Genomic DNA, 19014 nt, shown 5'->3' with positions numbered 1-19014 from the left:
GCAAATAAAGCAGAAGTGGGGAAAAGTGGAGAGTCGATCTGTAAGCCGGGTTCTGTCGTGGACAGTCATTCATCTACGGCTGCCATCACTGACAGCCTTTAGCAACCTACCCGAATCCGACGCGGGCCACGCCAAGGATTCCTATTTGGTCTTGCTCCGAGTGGGGTTTACCTAGCCACGAACTGTTGCCAGTCGCGCGGTGCGCTCTTACCGCACCTTTTCACCCTTACCGGCGCTTGCGCGCTTAGGCGGTTATTTTCTGTGGCACTTTCCGTAGGCTTTCGCCTCCCAGGCGTTACCTGGCACTCTGCCCTGCGGAGCCCGGACTTTCCTCCCTCTCAAAATCGCGAACGAAATGAGACAGCGACTGTCCGATCGACTCTCCGCCGCCAAGGGTAGCGGCAGGCCAGCAGAAGAACAAGCTCAAGAATCGCCCTGGCGCTCCAGCGCAGCCTGGTAGAGCAGGTTCTTGCGCACCCCGGTTATTTCCGCAGCCAGCGCCGCCGCTCGCTTCAGGGGCAGTTCGGCAAGCAGCAGATCGAGTACACGCAACGCTTCACCACTGATCGCATCTTCGCCCTCGGGCGCCTGCCAGCCAGCCACCAGCAGCACACACTCACCCCGCTGCTGATTGCTATCACTCGCAACCCAATCGCGCAGCGCGGCCAGCGGACTGCCCTTCAGCGTTTCGAACGTCTTGGTCAACTCGCGCGCAAGCACCGCCTGACGCTCTCCTCCGAAGATCGAAACCATATCCTCCAGGCATTCGAGTATCCGATGCGGAGCCTCGTAGAAGATGAGGGTGCGCGGCTCCTCCTTTACCGACTCCAGGCGCGAGCGACGGCCGGCCGTCTTGGCGGGCAGAAAGCCCTCGAATATGAAGCGATCCGAGGGGAGACCCGCCGCAGAAAGCGCCGCGATCAGGGCGCTGGGCCCCGGCACAGGCACCACGGCGATGCCGGCCGCCCGAACCCGCCGCACCAGGTGATAGCCAGGATCGGATATCAGCGGGGTACCAGCGTCGGAAATCAACGCGACATCCTCGCCAGCCTGCAGGCGAGCCAGAAAACGGCCGCCCTCCTCGCGCTCGTTGTGATCATGACAGGCCGCCAACGGCGTATCGATGCCGAAGTGCTGAAGCAGGCGCACGGAGTGGCGGGTGTCCTCGGCGGCGATGAGGGACACCTCGCGCAGCACTCGCAGCGCACGAGCACTGATGTCATCGAGATTCCCGATGGGCGTGGCCACCACGTAAAGCTTGCCCAAGGTGGCAACAGAGCCTGGGGAAACGGTCACAAGACACCTCGGAATTCACTTAAAGGCGCGCATTGTAGCCCGTTTCTGACCTCCAACATCGCACCCCGGGCGGGCCTTGGGTACAATCCGACGCTTCTTTGATCGAGTACCGGGATCGTTAAATGATCGCTTGCCTGCGCCCGCTTTCCGCACTCTGCCTCGTCGGCCTGCTGGCCGCCTGTGGCAGTTCGCCCACCTCAACTCTCGGCGAACTGCCCCGCACGCCCCAGGCCAGCATCGAGCAGATGCTCCAGCAAGCGAACGACAGCAAGCCGGAGCAGGCTGCCCTCCTGCGCCTTGCCGCCGCCGATATGGCGTACAAGCAGCAGGATATAGGCCGCTCGGCCCGCATTCTCGAACAGGTTCCGCTGGACGGCCTCAAGCCCGCCCAGCAGGTGTACGCCAGCACCCTGGCGGCCGAACTCGCCATGGCACGCAACCAGCCCAAGAGCGCCCTCAAGGCCCTGAGCCATCCGAGCCTGGAGCGACTGGCCGAGCTGCCGGTGGAACAGCAGGTCCGCACCCAATTGGTCCGCGCCCGCGCCCTGGAGGCCGACGGCCAGAACCTCGCCGCCGCACGTGAGCGCGTATTCATCGCCCCGCTGCTCAACGGCGAAGCCGAGAAGACCAACCACGAAGCGATCTGGGCCCTGGTGTCCAACCTGCCAGCCGACCAGCTGCAGGCCGGCGGCGACGCCGATCTCGCCGGCTGGATGGAACTGGCCCGCGTGACCAAGAGCGCCGGCACCCTGGAGCAACAACAGGCGGCCATCGAAACCTGGCGCACCCAGAATCCGCAACACCCAGCTGCCGAGCAGCTCCCTGCCCCCCTTCTCAAACTGAAGGAACTGGCCAACCAGCCCCTGACCAAGATCGCCCTGCTGCTGCCCCAGGAAGGCCCGCTCGCCTCGGTGGCCCGCGCCCTTCGAGACGGCTTCCTCGCCGCTCACTACCAGGCTCAGCAGGCCGGCCAGAACCCGCCGGCCATCCAGCTCTACGACAGCTCGCACCTCAGCTCCCTAGATGACTTCTACCGCCAGGCACAGGCCGACGGCGTACAACTCGTGGTCGGGCCGCTGGAGAAACCGCTGGTCAAGCAGATGAGCGACCGCGAGCAACTGCCCATCACCACCCTTGCCCTCAACTACAGCGACGCCGGCCAGGAAGGCCCCGCCCAGTTGTTCCAGTTCGGTCTCGCCGCCGAGGACGAAGCCCGTGAAGTGGCCCGCCGCGCCTGGGGCGACGGCATGCGTCGCGCCGTGGCACTGGTGCCGCGTGGCGAATGGGGCGACCGCGTACTCAATGCATTCCGCCAGAACTGGGAACAGGCCGGCGGCAGCCTGATCGCCGCAGAGCACGTCGATCAGCCGGTGGAACTGGCCCAGCAGATCGCCGATCTGTTCCAACTGCGCCAGAGCGAATCGCGCGCCAAGCGCCTGCAGAGCACCCTCGGTACGCAGGTCGCCGCTCAACCCTCGCGCCGCCAGGATGTCGACTTCATCTTCCTCGCCGCCACTCCGCAGCAGGCCCAGCAGATCAAACCCACCCTGGCCTTCCAATACGCTGGCGACGTGCCCGTGTATGCCACCTCCCACCTGTACACCGGCAGCAACGACCAGGCCCAGTACCTGGACCTGAACGGCATCCGCTTCTGCGAAACCCCCTGGCTGCTGAACAGCAACGACCCGCTGCGCCAGCAGGTCGATCGCCAGTGGCCGCAAGCCGGGGGCAGCCTGGGCCGCCTCTACGCCATGGGCGTGGACGCCTATCGCCTCGCCCCACGCCTCAACCAGCTCAAGGCCCTGCCGGAAAGTCGTGTCGACGGCCTCTCCGGCAGCCTGAGCCTGAACCCCGCTCAACGCATCGAGCGCCAACTGCCCTGGGCCGAATTCCGCGACGGCCAGGTGCAGCGCCTCCCCGACAGCGATTCTTGAACCAGCGACAGAGCAGCGGGCAAGCGGCAGAAGCCCTTGCCCGCACCCACCTCGAAGGTCATGGCTTGCGCCTGCTGGCCAGCAACTGGCGGTGCCCGCGAGGCGAGCTCGATCTGGTCATGCTGGACGGCGATACAGTAGTATTCGTCGAAGTACGCTACCGACGGCATGCCGCCTGGGGCGGCGCCCTGGAGAGCGTCGATGCGCGCAAGCGCGCCAAGCTGATCACCGCAGCCCAGCACTTCCTCCAGAAGGAATCCCGCTGGTCTCGATACCCGTGCCGATTTGACGTGGTCGCCATCAACTCGATGGATGGCGACTCACCCCCGCGACTGACATGGCTGCAGAACGCCTTTGATACCTGAGCAGTCGCTCCCACTTAAGGTCAACCCGATGGACATGCAACCCCGAATCCGCCAGCTCTTCCAGGCCAGCATCGACACCAAGCTGCTCGCCATGGAAATGCTCGCTCCGCACATCGAGCATGCGAGCATGGTGATGGTCAACGCGCTGCTCAACGAGGGCAAGATACTCTCGTGTGGCAATGGCGGCTCCGCCGGCGACGCCCAGCACTTCTCCTCGGAGCTGCTCAATCGCTTCGAGCGCGAACGCCCCAGCCTGCCCGCGCTGGCGCTGACCACCGACAGCTCGACCATCACCTCCATCGCCAACGACTACAGCTACAACGAGATCTTCTCCAAGCAGATCCGCGCCCTGGGCCAACCCGGCGACATCCTGCTGGCGATCTCAACCAGCGGGAACTCCGCGAACATCATCCAGGCCATCCAGGCCGCACATGACCGCGAAATGATTGTCGTAGCCCTGACCGGCCGCGACGGCGGCGGCATGGCCTCGCTGCTGCTGCCCGAAGATGTCGAGATCCGCGTACCCGCCAAGTCCACGGCGCGTATCCAGGAAGTTCATCTGCTGGCCATCCATTGCCTTTGTGACCTGATCGATCGTCAACTGTTTGGGAGTGAAGAATGACGCGTTCCCCCCTGATCCTCGCCTGCCTCGCCGTCACCCTGGTTCTGGGTGGCTGCGGTGGCCGTACCATCGGCAAGACCATCGACGACCAGTCCACGCCCTCCAAGGTGCGGGCCAAGATCGAAGCGGCGAACCCTGATCTCAAGACCAATTCGCACATCGTCGTGACCAGCTACAACGGCGTCGTGCTGCTGGCCGGACAGACCCCCAACGACAACCTCAAGGCCCAGGCCGAACAGGCCGCGCGTACCGCACAGGGCGTGAAGAAGGTGCACAACGAACTGCATGTCGGGCAGAACTCCTCGACCCTGGCCCGCATGAACGACAGCACCATCACCACCAAGATCACCACCCAGCTACTGGCCGACAGCCAGATTCCCAGCTCGCAGATCAAAGTCGTGACCGAGAACGGCATCGTCTACCTGCTCGGCCTGGTGACCCGCCAGGAAGCAGCCAAGGCCACCAGCGTGGTCCAGGGCGTCTCCGGCGTACAGCGCATCGTCAAGCTGTTCGAGTACACCAACTGACCGAACTGCGGACACAAAAAAGGCGATCCAACCGGATCGCCTTTTTTATTACTTGACCACCTTGAGGCTGGGGCGCCCGCTGGGTCGCGGCGAGCCTCCGGACGGATCGCCGCCGGAAGGGCCATCATCCTCGGGCCCCAGGTCCTCGTCGTCTACCACCGGCGGCTCCAGATCGAAGACCATGCCCTGCCCGTTCTCCCGCGCATAGATGGCCATGATCGCCGGCGCAGGAATGTAGAGGGTGTGGGCGACGCCCCCAAAACGCCCCTCGAAGCTCACCGCCTCGTTATCCATGTGCAGGTGACGCACGGCACTGGGAGAAACGTTGAGCACGATCTGGCCATCGTTGGCATAACCGGCCGGCACCTGAACACCGGCATGCTCCGCATTGACCAGCAGGTGCGGGGTGCAATTGTTGTCGACTATCCACTCGTAGAGCGCACGGACAAGGTAGGGACGACTGGAGTTCATCAGGTGCTCCTCATCAGCGCATGTCGCGCTCGACGGCTGACAGACTGGCCTGGAAGCCGTCGCGTACGAACAGGCGCTCCATGTAGTCCAGCAGCGGCTTGGCAGGGCGAGGCAACTCGATTCCCAGCACCGGCAGGCGCCAGAGGATCGGCAGCAGACAGCAGTCTACAAGACTGAGGTCTTCGCTCAGGAAAAATGGCTTGTCGGCGAACAGTGGCGATACACCGGTGAGACTCTCGCGCAGCTCCTTGCGAGCGACGGCCTTGGCAGCCTCCTTCACCCGGGAGTCGAGAATCTGGTCCACCAGGCTGCACCAATCACGCTGAACGCGGTGCATGAGGAGACGGGTGTTGCCCCGCGCAACCGGATAGACCGGCATGAGCGGCGGGTGCGGATAGCGTTCCTCGAGGTATTCCATGACCACGGTGGGCTCATAGAGCGCCAGGTCACGATCAACCAGGGTCGGCACACTGCCGTAGGGGTTGACCTCGGCCAGCCTGGGCGGACAGCGCCCCGGCTCGACATCGATGATGTCCGCAGCGACACCCTTCTCGGCGAGCACGATGCGTACACGATGGGAATAGTGGTCTGCGGGGTCGGAGTAACAGGCCAACCTGTTGGTCACGGCCATGGCGCCCTCCTCGCTTGAAGTTATGCAGTAGTAGAAAAACGCGCGCGCCCATTAAGGGCGCGCGAGTATACAACGATGGAGCCAGCTATCAGTGCACGTCTTTCCAGTATTCGCGCTTGAGCAGGTAGGCGAACACGAAGAAGAAGGCCAGGTACAGCAGAACGTAGGTGCCGATGCGCTGCATGTGCAGCTTGTTCGGGTCAGCGGAGTAGGCCAGGAAGGTCACAAGATTCTGCACCTTCTGGTCGAACTCGGCTTCGCTCAGCTTGCCGGTCTTCGGCACGATGGTCAGCTGGTCGCACGCTTCATGGGTGATGGGAGCGCCCGTCAGCGGATCGTACTGCTTCTTGCCTTCCTCGACAGCCTGGACCTGCTTGCAACCCACGACCTGGCGACCCTGCAGGCCGACCAGCACGTTGGGCATGCCGACGTTCGGGAAGATCTTGTTGTTCACGCCCCAGGGACGCGCCGGATCTTCGTAGAAGTTGCGCAGGTAGCTGTACAGCCAATCGGTACCACGAACACGGGCGACCAGGGTCAGGTCCGGCGGCGCGGCGCCGAACCAGGTCTTGGCATCGCTCGGCTTCATGCCGATCTGCATGTGGTCGCCGATCTTGGCACCGGTGAACACCAGGTTTTCCAGCATCAGCTCTTCGGGAATGCCCAGGTCCTTGGCCACGCGCTCATAGCGCTGGAACTTGGCACTGTGGCAGCCCATGCAGTAGTTGGCGAAGGTACGAGCGCCGTCCTGCAGTGCAGCCTTGTCGGTCAGGTCGATATCGACATGATCCAGTTCTACATCATGGCCACCGGCGGCGAAGGTCAAGGCCGGCAGTGCAGCGATAACAAATGCAGCGAATAGCTTTTTCATCAGCCTGTCACCCTTTCCGGAACCGGTTTGGTTTTTTCCATCCTGGTGTAGAAGGGCATCAGGATGAAGTACGCGAAGTACAGGATGGTGCACACCTGCGACAGCAGCGTACGGCCCGGGGTCGGCGCAAGAACACCCAGCACGCCGAGGATGACGAAGGACACGCAGAAGACCAGCAGCCAGATCTTGCTCAGCCAGCCCTTGTAGCGCATCGACTTGACGGGGCTGCGATCCAGCCACGGCAGGACGAAGAGCACGGCAATGGCGGCGCCCATGGCGATGACGCCCATCAGCTTGTCCGGAACCGCGCGGAGAATCGCGTAGAACGGGGTGAAGTACCACACCGGCGCGATGTGCTCAGGGGTCTTGAACGGGTTCGCCTGTTCGAAGTTCGGCTTCTCGAGGAAGTAGCCGCCCATCTCCGGGAAGAAGAACACCACGAAGCAGAACACGAAGAGGAAGACCACCACACCAACGATGTCTTTCACGGTGTAGTAGGGGTGGAAGGCGATGCCGTCGAGCGGAATGCCGTTCTCGTCCTTCTTCTTCTTGATGTCCACGCCATCGGGGTTGTTCGAACCCACTTCGTGCAGGGCCAGGATGTGCAGCACGACCAGGCCGAGGATCACGATCGGCAGGGCGATCACGTGCAGCGCGAAGAAGCGGTTCAGGGTGATGCCGGAGATCAGGTAGTCACCGCGGATCCACTGGGTCAGGTCACCACCGATGACGGGGATGGCACCGAACAGCGAGATGATCACCTGGGCACCCCAGTAGGACATCTGGCCCCAGGGCAGCAGGTAGCCCATGAAGGCCTCGGCCATCAGAGCGAGGTAGATCAGCATGCCGAAGATCCAAACCAGCTCGCGCGGCTTCTGGTAGGAGCCGTAGAGCAGGCCGCGGAACATGTGCATGTAGACCACGATGAAGAACGCCGAGGCGCCGGTGGAGTGCAGGTAGCGAATGATCGCCCCGTACTCGACGTCGCGCATAATGTACTCGACGGAGGCGAAGGCTTCTTCCGCGGACGGCGTGAAGCTCATGGTCAGCCAGATGCCGGTGAGAATCTGGTTCACCAGGACCAGCAGGGCCAGGGAGCCGAAGAAATAGAAAAAGTTGAAGTTCTTCGGAGCGTAGTACTTGCTCAGATGGTCTTCCCACATCTTGGTCGCGGGGAAGCGCGCATCGATCCATTCCATGAATTTGCTCATTAGGCCTTCTCCTGGTCCACACCGATGACGATGACATCATCCGACTCGTAGGAGTGGGGCGGCACCGGCAGGTTCAAGGGTGCGGGCTGCGCCTTGTAGACACGGCCAGCGAGGTCGTAGCGCGAACCGTGGCAGGGGCAGAAATAGCCACCCACCCACTCGGCGCCCAGGTCGGCAGGCGCAACTTCCGGACGGAAGGAGGGCGAGCAGCCGAGGTGGGTGCAGAGACCGACCAGAACCAGGATCTCCGGCTTGATCGAGCGGTTATGCGGATCGACATAGGTCGGCTGCACGGATGCTTCGGACTTCGGGTCAGCCATGCGCTCGTCGATCTTGCCCAGGTTGCCGAGGATCTCCTCGGTACGGCGAACGATGAATACCGGCTGACCGCGCCATTCAGCAATCATCTGCTGACCTGCTTCGATCTTGCTGATATTCACCTTCACCGGTGCCCCTGCGGCCTTGGCCTTCGCACTGGGCTGCCATGACCCCACGAACGGGATCGCAGCACCCACCGCTCCTGCAGCACCCACCACGGATGTGGCTGCTACGAGGAAGCGACGCCGGCCTGCATTCACGCCGTCATTGCTCATTCAGTCGTCTCCCATCAGCTTTTGTGGCCTGTTGTTCAGGCCTCTACTAAGTAAAAATCGAGCCGCGCAAAAAATTCGCCAAATGGTAAAGAAAACCCCCTCTCCTGACAAGGTAATAGCCGGATACAAAACTGCTGAAAGCCTTGAGAGATAAGGGTTACGCGCGTGCGACAAGCTGTCGCAGGGCGTTTTCGCGGGCATAAAAAAACGCCCAGATCCACAAGGGCCTGGGCGTTTTTCGAAGCGTCGTATTAACGCTTGGAGTACTGCGGACGCTTACGCGCTTTACGCAGACCGACCTTCTTACGCTCGACTTCGCGGGCATCGCGAGTCACGTAGCCGGCCTTGCGCAGCGGGCTGCGCAGGGCTTCGTCGTAGCTGATCAGGGCACGGGTGATACCGTGACGGATCGCACCAGCCTGACCGCTGACACCACCACCGAGGACGGTGACGTAGATGTCGAACTTCTCGACGGTCTCGGTCAGCTCCAGCGGCTGACGCACGACCATGCGAGCGGTTTCGCGGCCGAAGAACTGATCCAGGCTGCGGTTGTTGATGGAAATCTTGCCAGTACCCGGACGCAGGAATACGCGTGCGGTTGCAGTCTTACGACGGCCAGTGCCGTAGTTTTGAGTCGCCGACATAATGAACTATCCCGTTAAATCTTCAGTTCTTGGGGCTGCTGAGCGGTGTGCGGGTGAGCAGAACCCTTGTACACCTTCAGCTTGCGATACATGTCGCGACCCAGCGGGTTCTTCGGCAGCATGCCTTTGACCGCGGTCTCGATCACGCGCTCAGGGGCCTTGGCAATCAGCTTCTCGAAGTTGATTTCCTTGATGCCGCCCGGGAAGCCGGAGTGCGAGTAGTACATTTTGTCGGTAGTCTTGGCACCGGTCACACGTACCTGCTCGGCGTTGATCACGACGATGTAGTCGCCGGTGTCAACGTGCGGGGTGTATTCCGGCTTGTGCTTGCCGCGCAGGCGGCTAGCAATTTCGGTGGCCAGACGACCCAGGGTCTGACCGGCAGCGTCGACGACATACCAGTCGCGCTTAACAGTTTCCGGTTTTGCAGTAAAAGTCTTCATTCGCTATAGCCTCAGGGGCCGCCCTGAAAATAAGACGGCGGATCTTACTGAATAGTGCTCGCCCTGGCAACACAGGGCAGCCGGAAACAGACGCTATCGGGGGCTCGGGTCAGCGCGTCCGCACACGGCATGGGGGTTTCGGCGGGCTAGGCATCCCCACCTTCCTTCTTCGCGAGCTAGGCATCCCCGCAAAGAAAGCCGCGGAATTATGCCGATTGCGTGGAAAATTTCAACCTGATTTGATAGCTATCTTTGCCACCAGAGGAGCGCTGCATGGAATTCCGCCAACTCGGCAACACCGATATCAAGGTCAGCAGCCTGTGCCTGGGCACCATGACCTGGGGCGAACAGAACACCGAGGCAGAAGCATTCTCGCAGATCGAGCGTGCCAAATCCTACGGCATCAACTTCCTGGACACCGCCGAGATGTACCCGGTCCCGCCCCGCGCGGAAACCTACGCTGCGACCGAAACCATCATCGGCAACTGGTTCGCCAGGAACAGGGACCGCGCCGACTGGGTGCTCGCCAGCAAGGTGGCCGGGCCGGGCAACGGCATCACCCATATCCGCGACGGCAACCTCAAGCACAACCGCCAGCACATCACCGCGGCACTGGATGCCAGCCTCAAGCGCCTGCAGACCGACTGGATCGACCTCTACCAGTTGCACTGGCCAGAGCGCAGCACCAACTTCTTCGGCCAGCTGGGCTACCAGCACCGCGACGAAGACTTCACCCCGCTCCAGGAAACCCTCGAAGTCCTCGCCGAACAGGTGAAGGCCGGCAAGATCCGCCATGTCGGCCTGTCCAACGAAACGCCCTGGGGCACGATGAAGTTCCTGCAACTGGCCGATCAGCTTGGCCTGCCCCGCGCCGCCTCCATCCAGAACCCCTACAACCTGCTCAACCGCAGTTTCGAAGTGGGCCTGGCGGAAGTGGCGATCCGCGAGCGCTGCGGCCTGCTGGCCTATTCACCGCTGGCGTTCGGCATGCTCTCCGGCAAGTACGAGAACGGCGCGCGCCCGGCCAACGCCCGCATCAGCCTGTTCAGCCGCTTCGCCCGCTACACCAACCCGCAGGCCCAGGCCGCCTGCTCGCGCTACGTGGCGCTGGCCCACGAACATGGCCTGGACCCTGCACAGATGGCCCTGGCCTTCGTCACCGCGCAGCCTTTCGTCACCAGCAACATCATTGGCGCCACCACCCTGGAGCAACTGGAGAGCAACCTCGCCAGCAGCCAGCTGACGCTGCCAGGTGCGGTACTTGAAGGCATCGCCGAGATCCATCGGAGCCAGCCCAACCCCGCCCCCTGACCTAGTCGAACAGACCCGGCGCGACATCCCGTGCAATCGGCATGTCGCCCCGCCGGGAGGCCAGCCGATCCGCCAGCCGGGTCGGCTCAGGCAGCCGATAGCCGCAGCAACTGCGCAGCACCAGCTCCAGTGCGCTGCGCATGGATACACGATGCCCCGGCGAAACCACCAGCGGCGCGACCCGATCGCGACTGCGCAGCATCCAGCCGATCTGCTCGCCGTCGTGCTCCAGCGGCACATGATCGCCACGCATGAGTCCCGGCTCCTCGTGATGCCCCACCAGCACCTTCTTCGCGACCCCGATGGTCGGCAGCCCGGTGACCACGCCCAGGTGCGAAGCGATGCCGAGTCGGCGCGGATGGGCGATGCCCTGCCCGTCGCAGAACACCAGGTCCGGCCGCTGCGGCAGCCCGGCCAGCGCCTCCAGCAGAGCAGGCAGCTCACGGAAGGACAACAGCCCCGGCACGTAGGGCATGGACGTCGGCACCCGCGCCACCACCTGGCCCAGCAGGCGGTAGCCATCGGCATCCAGCAACACGGCGGCGGCCCGGGTGATCTGGCCACCCTCCTCGAAGCCGACATCGAAGCCCGCCACCACCTTCAGCGGCGAGAAATCGTCGACCAGCAGCACCCGCGCTGCCAGATCGCCCTGCAGGCGCTTGGCGTGGCGGACGCTGCCGTCCCAGTCATCGAAGGGGGAAGAACTCATGGGCAGGCTCCGAAAGAACGACATAAGGTAGACCCGGAGCCCGCAGGAAGGGTCCGCCGCGTAGCCCGGCGGCGGACCAGGGGACTTACAGCGAGCGCGCGATGATCTCTTTCATGATCTCGTTGGTGCCCGCATAGATGCGCTGCACACGGGCATCGGCCCAGGCGCGCGCCACTGGGTACTCCCACATGAAGCCGTAACCGCCGTGCAGCTGGACGCATTCGTCCAGCACCTTGCATTGCAGGTCGGTGCCCCAGTACTTGAGCATCGCCGCAGTGGGCACATCCAGCTTGCGCTGCAGGTGCAGCTCCAGGCAGCGGTCGACGAACACGCGGCCTACCTGGATCTCGGTCGCCATCTCCGCGAGCTTGAAGCGGGTGTTCTGGAACTCGGCGATGGCCTTGCCGAAGGCCTTGCGATCGCGGGTGTAGTCGAGGGTCCACTTCAGCGCCGCCTCGGCCGAGGCCAGCGCGCCGATACCGACGGTCAGGCGCTCCTGGGGCAGTTCCTGCATCAGGTAGGCGAAGCCCATGCCGGCCTGGCCCAGCAGGTTCTCCTTGGGTACGCGCACGTCCTGGAAGAACAGCTCGGAAGTGTCCTGGGCCTTCATGCCCACCTTCTCCAGGCGCTTGCCCTTGGAGAAGCCCGGCGTGCCCGCCTCAACCAGGAACAGGCTGGTGCCCTTCGCGCCGGCCTTGGGATCGGTCTTGGCGACCACGATCACCAGGTCGGCCAGGTAGCCATTGGTGATGAAGGTCTTGGAGCCGTTGATCACGTATTCGTCGCCGTCCAGCACCGCAGTTGTCTTCACGCCCTGCAGGTCCGAGCCCGCGCCAGGCTCGGTCATGGCGATGGCGGTGACCAGCTCGCCGGTCACCATGCGCGGCAGGTACTTCTGCTTCAGCGCCTCGGAGCCGTAGTGGAGGACATAGGGTGCGACGATGTCCGAATGCAGCGAGAAGCCGATACCGGTCAGACCCAAGCGACCGATCTCCTCGATCACCACCGTGCTGTAGAGGAAGTCGGCGCCCATGCCGCCGTACTCCTCGGGGATGTGCGAGCAGAGCATCCCGGCCTCCCCCGCCTTGTTCCACAACGCGCGGTCGATGTAACCGTCCTTCTCCCACTGGTGATGGAAGGGCACCGCCTCCTGTTCGAGGAACTTGCGCACGCTGTCGCGGAAGAGTTCGTGATCGGAGCTGAACAGGGTTCTGGGGATCATGCGGTCACCTTGGCGGATGCGTCTGGGTTCGAAGTTGGAAGGCCAGAGACTGTAGGACAGTCGCACCAGACGCACACTGGACAGTTGCGACAAAAAATAAGACGATCCAGCCGGCTAATGACCGCTTTCCCCTTATAAGAACAAGACCATGACCAACCAGCAGTCCCCCATCCTAAGGCGGGTGAGCATCCTCGCCACCGAAGGTGTCTTCGCTTCCACCCTGATGCAGGCCAAGGATTTCTTCCACATGGCCAGCCTCCGCTACAGCAAGCTCCAGGGCCTCGGCCTCAAGCCCGCGTTCGAGATCCACCTGGTCAGCCCGGACGGCCTGCCCGTGCGCAGCTTCAGCGACGTGATCATGCCGGTCGACGGTGCGCTGGACGAGGCCGACATCATCATCCTTCCAGCCTTCTGGGACGACTTCGACGCCCTCTGCGAGCGCCACCCGCAGGTCCTGCAATGGCTGCGCGAGCGCCATGCCGCCGGCAGTTCCATCTGCGGCGAGGCCACCGGCGTGTTCTGGATGGCCCAGGCCGGGCTGCTCGATGGCAAGGAAGCGACCACCTACTGGCGCTTCTTCCGCGAGTTCGGCGAACGCTTCCCCAAGGTGCTGCTCAACCAGGAAAAGCACCTGTCGGATGCCGACAACCTCTACTGCGCCGGCGGCGTCACCTCCGCCTGCGACCTGTACATCTACCTGATCGAACGCTTCTGCGGCGCCAGCATCGCCCAGGCCGTCTCCCGCGACATCCTCTACGAAGTGCAGCGCAGCTACGCCCCCGGGCGCATCGGCTTCGGCGGGCAGAAGCTGCACCAGGACGTGACCATCCTGCAGATCCAGCACTGGCTCGAGGAGCACTTCGCCGACAAGTTCCGCTTCGAGGACGTCGCCCGCGACCACGGCATGAGCATCCGCAACTTCATGCGGCGCTTCCAGGCCGCCACCGGCGACAAACCCCTGCACTACCTGCAACGGTTACGCATCGAAACAGCCAAGGGCCTCCTTTCGGCGACCCGCAAGAGCATCAAGACCATCAGCTACGAAGTGGGTTACGACGACGCCAGCTTCTTCGCCCGACTGTTTCGCCAGCACACCAATCTCTCCCCCAACCAGTACCGCAGGCAGTTCCAGCACAAGGGCGACTGAGGCGGCCATCCCAAGGATGGGTTGGCCGGTGGCGGCAGCGAATTATGATCCGGGCATGGTCCCCAGAGGGGTGTCCGAACCTTTTCCGTCAGCGGTACGGCGGATGAAGAACAACAATAAAAGGTACTCAACCATGCGCCGTTACCTGCTTGCCCTGCTGGCTGCCGCCAGCTTCACAGCCGTCGCAGACGACTGGAAACCCTTCCCCTACGACCAGGCCGCCTACGACTACTCCGGCGACAAGCTGCGCCAGGCCTGGCCCCAGCTGACCCGTGGCTTCGGCCCTGACTACCCCTTCCCGGATGCCGACTGGGTGGTGACCATGGCCACCCAGAACCCCAAGGCGCTGGAAATGACCGTGACCGGCAACACCGGCTTCACCGGCAAGCCCGAGGAAGCCGAGGCCTATGCCGCCAGGCTGCAGGATGTGTGGCGCCTGATGTTCAAGGGCGATTTCGCCGAAGCCAAGAAGCAGGGCCTGGCGCTGGGCGTCGGCGGCCAGGTACCGGCGATGTTCGCGCAGGTGATCTACGCGATGTTCCTCGCCCCCAACCAGGAGGAGAAGCACCGCCTGCTGGAGGAAGTGATCAAGTACACCGACGAGGCCGGCGAACTGGTACAGGCCGATACCGTGGCCCAGTTCGGCCGCGTCTACGCCAAGGCCCGCCTGGGTGAAGAGCTGTCGGTACCGGTGGTACTCAAGCGCGGCTACACCAGCCAGATCCCCGAGGAACTGGACGCCCTGCTGCAGAAGCAGCCGCGCCAGCCCTTCGCCCTCGCGCTCTACGGCGGCTACGAAGCCGGCGTGATCCGCAAGGTCGGCAAACTGGTCGGGAAAATGACCTATGGGGTCAGCTCGGACAAGATGGAGCAGTACTTCACCCGCTCCTTCAGCGCCAGGGATGACCTGCCGATCGGCCACTACGAGTACGCCAATGCACTCGTCTACGTCTACGGCGACGACGAAGAGCAGAAGGTCATGGAGCACCTGAAGAAAGCCGTGGCGATCAAGCCGATCAACGCCATGGAAGCCCTGGAAGTGGCCCATGCACAGCAACTGCTGAAGCAGTTTGAGAAGGAAGTGGCGCAGCGCTAAAGCAGCAAGCTGCAAGCTGCAAGCTGCAAGCTGCAAGACAGGGTGCGGACCGGTTGAATCGGTCCGCACTTTTTCTTGAGGCTTGAAACTTGCGGCTTGCCGCTTATGCCCTCAAGGCTTATGCGGCCGCGAGAGGAATTCGTGGGACTGCATCTCCAGCAATCGGCTGAGGGTGCGCTGGAACTCGAAGGTCAGGCGACCACCGGTGTACAGGTCCTTCAGCTCCACTTCGGCGGAGATGATGAGCTTGACGTTGCGGTCGTAGAATTCATCCACCAGGTTGATGAAGCGCCTCGCCATGTCGTCCTTGGCCACGCCCATCTGCTCGACGTTGGCCAGGATCACCGCGTGGAAGATCTTGCCCAGCTCGATGTAGTCGTTCTGGCTGCGCGGGCCATCGCAAAGCTCGCGGAACTCGAACCAGGCGACGTCCTCGCACACGCGGATCGCACGGATCTCGCGGTTCTCGATCATCAGCGCCTCGTTCTCCTGGGCCTGGGTGCAGTCGGGCAGCAGGCTCCTGAAGCTCTTCTTCAGGCTGGCCTCGGCCTCGTCGCCCAGAGGCCAGTGGAACAGTTCGGCCTGCTCGAGGGCGCGCAACCGGTAGTCCACGCCACTGTCGACGTTGACGATGTCGGTGTGCTGCTTGAGCAAGGCGATGGCCGGCAGGAAGCGAGCGCGCTGCAGGCCGTCCTTGTACAGGCCATCCGGGACGATGTTGGAGGTCGCCACCAGGCTCACGCCGTTCTTGAACAGCTCATCCAGCAAGGTGGCGAGGATCATCGCGTCGGTGATGTCGGAGACGAAGAACTCGTCGAAGCAGATCACCCGGGCCTCGTCGGCGAAGCGCTTGCCGATGATGGTCAGCGGGTTCTTCTCGCCCTTGAGAGTACGCATCTCTTCGTGCACGCGCTTCATGAAGCGGTGGAAGTGGGTGCGCATCTTCTCCTTGAACGGCAGGGCATCGAAGAAGGTGTCGACCAGGTAGGTCTTGCCGCGCCCTACGCCGCCCCAGAAGTACAGGCCCTTGACCGGCCCCTGGCGCTTCTTGGCGAACAGGCTGCCAAACAGGCCGGGCTTGCTCTGGCTGTCGGCGATCAGGTCGTCGTACAGGCGCTGCAGATGGCGGACGGCAGTTTCCTGCGCGGCGTCGTGGAAGAAGTCCGGCCGCTTGAGATCGGCCTGGTAACGCTCGAGGGGGGTCATGATCGGTAGCAAGGCAACGAAAAACGGGGTCGTCACTTTAGCGACGGCCCCGTTTCTTGGCAATCGGCCAGCTACGCCGGCCGTAAGAAAGCGCCTTACTCCTGGGGAGCAAGGGCCTCGCGCAAACGCTGCACGGCGGCGTCACGGGCATCGGAATCAGCGAACTCGCCGCCCTGCCCCACAACCTCGCCATCGAGCCACAGGCCGTAGCTGGAGCCTTCGGCGCGGATATCCAGGACGCTGCCGTCCTGCAGGCGCTTGGTCACCAGGCCCGAGGACTTGCCATCGGCGAAGGTCCGGGACAGCAGCAACTGCTCGCCATCGGCAGCCAGCAGGCGGAAGCGGAAGCTGCCGTCGTCTTCGCGGAAGCTGACGAAGCGTGCACTCTTGGCCGCTTTCTTCTTGCCGGCATCGGCGCTCTGCACGTTGCTGCGGAAGGAGCGCAAACCGACCGCCTCGCGCAGCTCGTTGAGGAAGGGCGTCGCGGTCTTGCGGGCCTTGGCTGCACCGGCAAGGAGGATGTCTTCCAGATCGGCCGGGCGCTCGATAAGCGTGTGATAACGCTCGCGGGCTTCACCCAGCTCGTTGTCCAGCAGCTGGAACAGACGCTGCTTGGCTTCGCCCCAGGCCAGGCCATCGAGCAGCTCGGCACGGAAGGCCGCCAGCTGGGCCGGCGTGGAGAAGGCCTGGTAGAGGGTGTACAGGTGGGAGCTGTCCGGGTCCTTTGGCTCGCCGGGGGCGCGCGAGTCGGTGACGATGCGGGCGATGGCGTCCTTCAGCTGCTTGGCGCTGCCGAACAGCGGGATGGTGTTGTCGTAGCTCTTGGACATCTTGCGACCGTCCAGGCCCGGCAGGGTCGCCACCTCTTCCTCGATCACCGCCTCCGGCAGGGTGAAGAGCTCGCGCCCGGCGCCGAACAGGTGGTTGAAGCGCTGGCCGATGTCGCGGGCCATTTCCACGTGCTGGATCTGGTCACGGCCGACCGGCACCTTGTGGGCGTTGAACATGAGGATGTCCGCCGCCATCAGCACCGGGTAGCTGTACAGGCCCATTGTGACACCGGCATCCGGGTCCTCGCCGTTCTCCACGTTCTTGTCCACCGACGCCTTGTAGGCGTGTGCGCGGTTGAGCAGGCCCTTGGCCGCGACGCAGGTGAGCAGCCAGGTGAGCTCGGGGATCTCGGGAATGTCCGACTGGCGGTAGAAGGTCGCCTTGTCGGTGTCCAGGCCGCAGGCCAGCCAGGTGGCGGCGATCTCCAGGCGCGAGCGCTGGATACGCGCCGGGTCGTCGCACTTGATCAGCGCGTGGTAGTCGGCCAGGAAGTAGAAGGAATCGACGTCGGCATCACGGCTGGCGACGATGGCAGGACGGATGGCGCCGGCGTAGTTGCCGAGGTGCGGGGTACCGGTGGTGGTGATGCCGGTGAGGATACGAGTGGTCATGGGGGATCGCTTGTCGGACGGCTGTCGGGGTCAGAGGCGCGGCAGGACCAGATCCTTCAGATCGGTCAGCTTGCCATGAAAGAAGTGCCCGCATTCTGCCACTTTCAGCAGCTCATGGGAGCGTTGCAGGGATGCAGACCAGTCATACACCGCCTGCGGCTCGACGACCTCGTCGGTGTCCGGCTGGATCACCGTCAGCTCGCCATGCGCGGGCAGCGGCGTCTCGACGGTCAGGCGCTTCACCGCTGGCGCCACCATGAACAACCGGGGCACGTCGATGCCCTGCCGTTCCAGGCGGCCGGCCAGGCTCGCCGCGACGAAACCGCCGAAGGAAAAACCGAACAGCGTCAGCGCCAGTTCCGGACGCTGGGCGCGGAACCAGTGGGCGGCCGCTTCGGCGTCATCCACCTCACCGGTGTTCATGTCATGGCTGCCGGCGCTGGCGCCGACGCCGCGGTAATTGAAGCGCAGGGTGCTGTAGCCGGCATCGCGGGCGGTGCGCTGCAGGGTGGAGACGACCTTGTTGAGCATGGTCCCGCCCTGGATCGGGTTCGGGTGGCAGATCAGCGCCAGCCCCTTGGCATCGGGCAGGTCGAGATGAAGCGCTTCCAGCTGGCCACTTGGCCCCTGGAGCAGAATGGGATTTTCACGATTGGACAACGGGAACTCCGTGACCCCGGACCGGGTCGACTCGTCTTGGTTAAGCACCACAGGGCTTGCGTCGCGGTATACAGCGCGGATTCGAGCCGTTAACGTAATGCAAAGCTGCTTATAGAGGAAGGACTCGTGGAACAGTCGCTCACGGCCTGGTTGTTGCCAGCACTCGCTCTGCTCGCCGGTATCGGCATCGGTTTTCTGGTCGCCCGACTGCTGCCCGGCACCGCGCCGAACCGCACGCAGCGGCAACTGGATGACCTGCAGGCACGCTTCGATACCTATCAGAGTGAAGTGGTCACCCACTTCAACACCACCGCCAGCCTGGTGAAGAAACTCACCCAGAGCTACCAGGAAGTGCAGGAACACCTGTCCGATGGCGCCAGCCGCCTGGCCCTGGACGAACTGACCCGCCAGCGCCTGCTCGCCGCCCTGCACACGGACGACGCCCCCGGCCCGCGCGAACGCCTGACCCCGCCGCGCAGCCACGAGGCGCCCAAGGACTACGCGCCCAAGTCGCCGGATGGCCCGGGCACCCTGGATGAGAACTTCGGCCTCAAGGGCAAGTACTGATCCCTGGATGCGTCGAAAGAAGCCCCGCCCCGGCGGGGCTTCTTCA

21 protein-coding genes and 1 other RNA gene are annotated in these 19014 nt (G+C 63.5%); 8 read left to right on the top strand and 14 right to left on the bottom strand.

What is annotated here, in order from left to right:
• Positions 1 to 25 precede the first annotated feature (25 nt).
• An RNA gene (gene rnpB, locus PHLH3_RS06160) (RNase P RNA component class A) lies at positions 26 to 383 on the bottom strand.
• A gap of 40 nt (positions 384 to 423) precedes the next feature.
• On the bottom strand, positions 424 to 1266 hold the full coding sequence (rsmI, locus tag PHLH3_RS06155; RefSeq protein WP_213630429.1) for a 16S rRNA (cytidine(1402)-2'-O)-methyltransferase: 843 nt from the start codon (positions 1264 to 1266) through the stop codon (positions 424 to 426).
• Between the two features lie 152 nt (positions 1267 to 1418).
• Here rsmI and PHLH3_RS06150 point away from each other — a divergent pair, with 152 nt between their 5' ends.
• Genes PHLH3_RS06150 through PHLH3_RS06135 form a run of 4 tightly spaced genes read left to right on the top strand, consistent with a single transcriptional unit; the run spans position 1419 to position 4744 of the window.
• Positions 1419 to 3230 (top strand): penicillin-binding protein activator, encoded by a 1812-nt coding sequence (locus PHLH3_RS06150; protein ID WP_213628576.1) that lies wholly within the window; start codon positions 1419 to 1421, stop codon positions 3228 to 3230.
• Positions 3227 to 3595, top strand: coding sequence for a YraN family protein (locus PHLH3_RS06145; protein WP_173173154.1), 369 nt, complete (start codon positions 3227 to 3229; stop codon positions 3593 to 3595). Before PHLH3_RS06150 ends, PHLH3_RS06145 begins: the two co-directional genes overlap by 4 nt.
• A 28-nt stretch (positions 3596 to 3623) precedes the next feature.
• Positions 3624 to 4217: a phosphoheptose isomerase gene (locus PHLH3_RS06140; RefSeq protein WP_111262467.1), complete on the top strand. Its 594-nt coding sequence runs from the start codon at positions 3624 to 3626 to the stop codon at positions 4215 to 4217.
• Positions 4214 to 4744 (top strand): BON domain-containing protein, encoded by a 531-nt coding sequence (locus PHLH3_RS06135; protein ID WP_111262468.1) that lies wholly within the window; start codon positions 4214 to 4216, stop codon positions 4742 to 4744. The genes PHLH3_RS06140 and PHLH3_RS06135 overlap by 4 nt, the downstream gene beginning before the upstream one ends.
• A gap of 48 nt (positions 4745 to 4792) precedes the next feature.
• Here PHLH3_RS06135 and PHLH3_RS06130 read toward each other — a convergent pair whose 3' ends face one another.
• From PHLH3_RS06130 to rplM, 7 genes are all read right to left on the bottom strand, one after another.
• The gene (locus PHLH3_RS06130; RefSeq protein ID WP_173173159.1) at positions 4793 to 5215 is read right to left on the bottom strand and encodes a ClpXP protease specificity-enhancing factor; all 423 of its coding nucleotides are present in this window, start codon (positions 5213 to 5215) and stop codon (positions 4793 to 4795) included.
• A gap of 13 nt (positions 5216 to 5228) precedes the next feature.
• Positions 5229 to 5846, bottom strand: coding sequence for a glutathione S-transferase N-terminal domain-containing protein (locus PHLH3_RS06125; protein ID WP_111262470.1), 618 nt, complete (start codon positions 5844 to 5846; stop codon positions 5229 to 5231).
• Between the two features lie 88 nt (positions 5847 to 5934).
• Positions 5935 to 6717: a cytochrome c1 gene (locus PHLH3_RS06120; RefSeq protein ID WP_111262471.1), complete on the bottom strand. Its 783-nt coding sequence runs from the start codon at positions 6715 to 6717 to the stop codon at positions 5935 to 5937.
• On the bottom strand, positions 6717 to 7928 hold the full coding sequence (locus PHLH3_RS06115; RefSeq protein WP_173173161.1) for a cytochrome bc complex cytochrome b subunit: 1212 nt from the start codon (positions 7926 to 7928) through the stop codon (positions 6717 to 6719). Before PHLH3_RS06115 ends, PHLH3_RS06120 begins: the two co-directional genes overlap by 1 nt.
• Positions 7928 to 8521: a ubiquinol-cytochrome c reductase iron-sulfur subunit gene (gene petA / locus PHLH3_RS06110; RefSeq protein WP_111262473.1), complete on the bottom strand. Its 594-nt coding sequence runs from the start codon at positions 8519 to 8521 to the stop codon at positions 7928 to 7930. Before petA ends, PHLH3_RS06115 begins: the two co-directional genes overlap by 1 nt.
• A 251-nt stretch (positions 8522 to 8772) precedes the next feature.
• Complete coding sequence (gene rpsI, locus PHLH3_RS06105) at positions 8773 to 9165, bottom strand: 30S ribosomal protein S9 (RefSeq protein ID WP_111262474.1); 393 nt, start codon at positions 9163 to 9165, stop codon at positions 8773 to 8775.
• 14 nt (positions 9166 to 9179) lie between these two features.
• Entirely contained in the window at positions 9180 to 9608 is a 429-nt protein-coding gene (gene rplM / locus PHLH3_RS06100; protein ID WP_021217864.1) for a 50S ribosomal protein L13, read from the bottom strand.
• 273 nt (positions 9609 to 9881) lie between these two features.
• Between rplM and PHLH3_RS06095 the strand changes: the two genes are divergently transcribed.
• Positions 9882 to 10919 (top strand): NADP(H)-dependent aldo-keto reductase, encoded by a 1038-nt coding sequence (locus PHLH3_RS06095; RefSeq protein ID WP_213628575.1) that lies wholly within the window; start codon positions 9882 to 9884, stop codon positions 10917 to 10919.
• A 1-nt stretch (position 10920) separates the two neighbouring features.
• Here the strand turns inward: PHLH3_RS06095 and nfi are convergent, their stop codons facing one another.
• Together nfi and PHLH3_RS06085 are read right to left on the bottom strand one after the other, a co-directional pair.
• Positions 10921 to 11628 (bottom strand): deoxyribonuclease V, encoded by a 708-nt coding sequence (gene nfi / locus PHLH3_RS06090; protein ID WP_213628574.1) that lies wholly within the window; start codon positions 11626 to 11628, stop codon positions 10921 to 10923.
• Between the two features lie 85 nt (positions 11629 to 11713).
• The gene (locus PHLH3_RS06085) at positions 11714 to 12850 is read right to left on the bottom strand and encodes an acyl-CoA dehydrogenase family protein (protein ID WP_173173167.1); all 1137 of its coding nucleotides are present in this window, start codon (positions 12848 to 12850) and stop codon (positions 11714 to 11716) included.
• Positions 12851 to 13097: 247 nt separating this feature from the next.
• On the opposite strand from PHLH3_RS06085, the gene PHLH3_RS06080 reads away from it, so the two are divergent.
• The gene (locus PHLH3_RS06080; protein WP_178082980.1) at positions 13098 to 13997 is read left to right on the top strand and encodes a GlxA family transcriptional regulator; all 900 of its coding nucleotides are present in this window, start codon (positions 13098 to 13100) and stop codon (positions 13995 to 13997) included.
• Between the two features lie 133 nt (positions 13998 to 14130).
• On the top strand, positions 14131 to 15093 hold the full coding sequence (locus PHLH3_RS06075) for a hypothetical protein (protein WP_213628573.1): 963 nt from the start codon (positions 14131 to 14133) through the stop codon (positions 15091 to 15093).
• Positions 15094 to 15204: 111 nt separating this feature from the next.
• Here the strand turns inward: PHLH3_RS06075 and zapE are convergent, their stop codons facing one another.
• From zapE to PHLH3_RS06060, 3 genes are all read right to left on the bottom strand, one after another.
• Entirely contained in the window at positions 15205 to 16299 is a 1095-nt protein-coding gene (zapE, locus tag PHLH3_RS06070) for a cell division protein ZapE (RefSeq protein WP_213628572.1), read from the bottom strand.
• A 95-nt stretch (positions 16300 to 16394) separates the two neighbouring features.
• Positions 16395 to 17741: a tryptophan--tRNA ligase gene (locus tag PHLH3_RS06065; RefSeq protein ID WP_213628571.1), complete on the bottom strand. Its 1347-nt coding sequence runs from the start codon at positions 17739 to 17741 to the stop codon at positions 16395 to 16397.
• A 30-nt stretch (positions 17742 to 17771) separates the two neighbouring features.
• Positions 17772 to 18401, bottom strand: a complete 630-nt coding sequence (locus PHLH3_RS06060; protein WP_213628570.1) for an alpha/beta fold hydrolase — start codon at positions 18399 to 18401, stop codon at positions 17772 to 17774.
• Positions 18402 to 18527: 126 nt separating this feature from the next.
• Between PHLH3_RS06060 and PHLH3_RS06055 the strand changes: the two genes are divergently transcribed.
• Positions 18528 to 18968, top strand: a complete 441-nt coding sequence (locus PHLH3_RS06055; protein WP_111262483.1) for a DUF1043 family protein — start codon at positions 18528 to 18530, stop codon at positions 18966 to 18968.
• Positions 18969 to 19014: the final 46 nt, after the last annotated feature.

Source organism: Pseudomonas sp. Pc102 (genome assembly GCF_018408275.1).
Lineage (GTDB): Bacteria > Pseudomonadota > Gammaproteobacteria > Pseudomonadales > Pseudomonadaceae > Metapseudomonas > Metapseudomonas tohonis.
The sequence above is the reverse complement of the archived record's forward strand: the minus strand, read 5'-3'. Positions and strand labels throughout refer to the sequence as shown.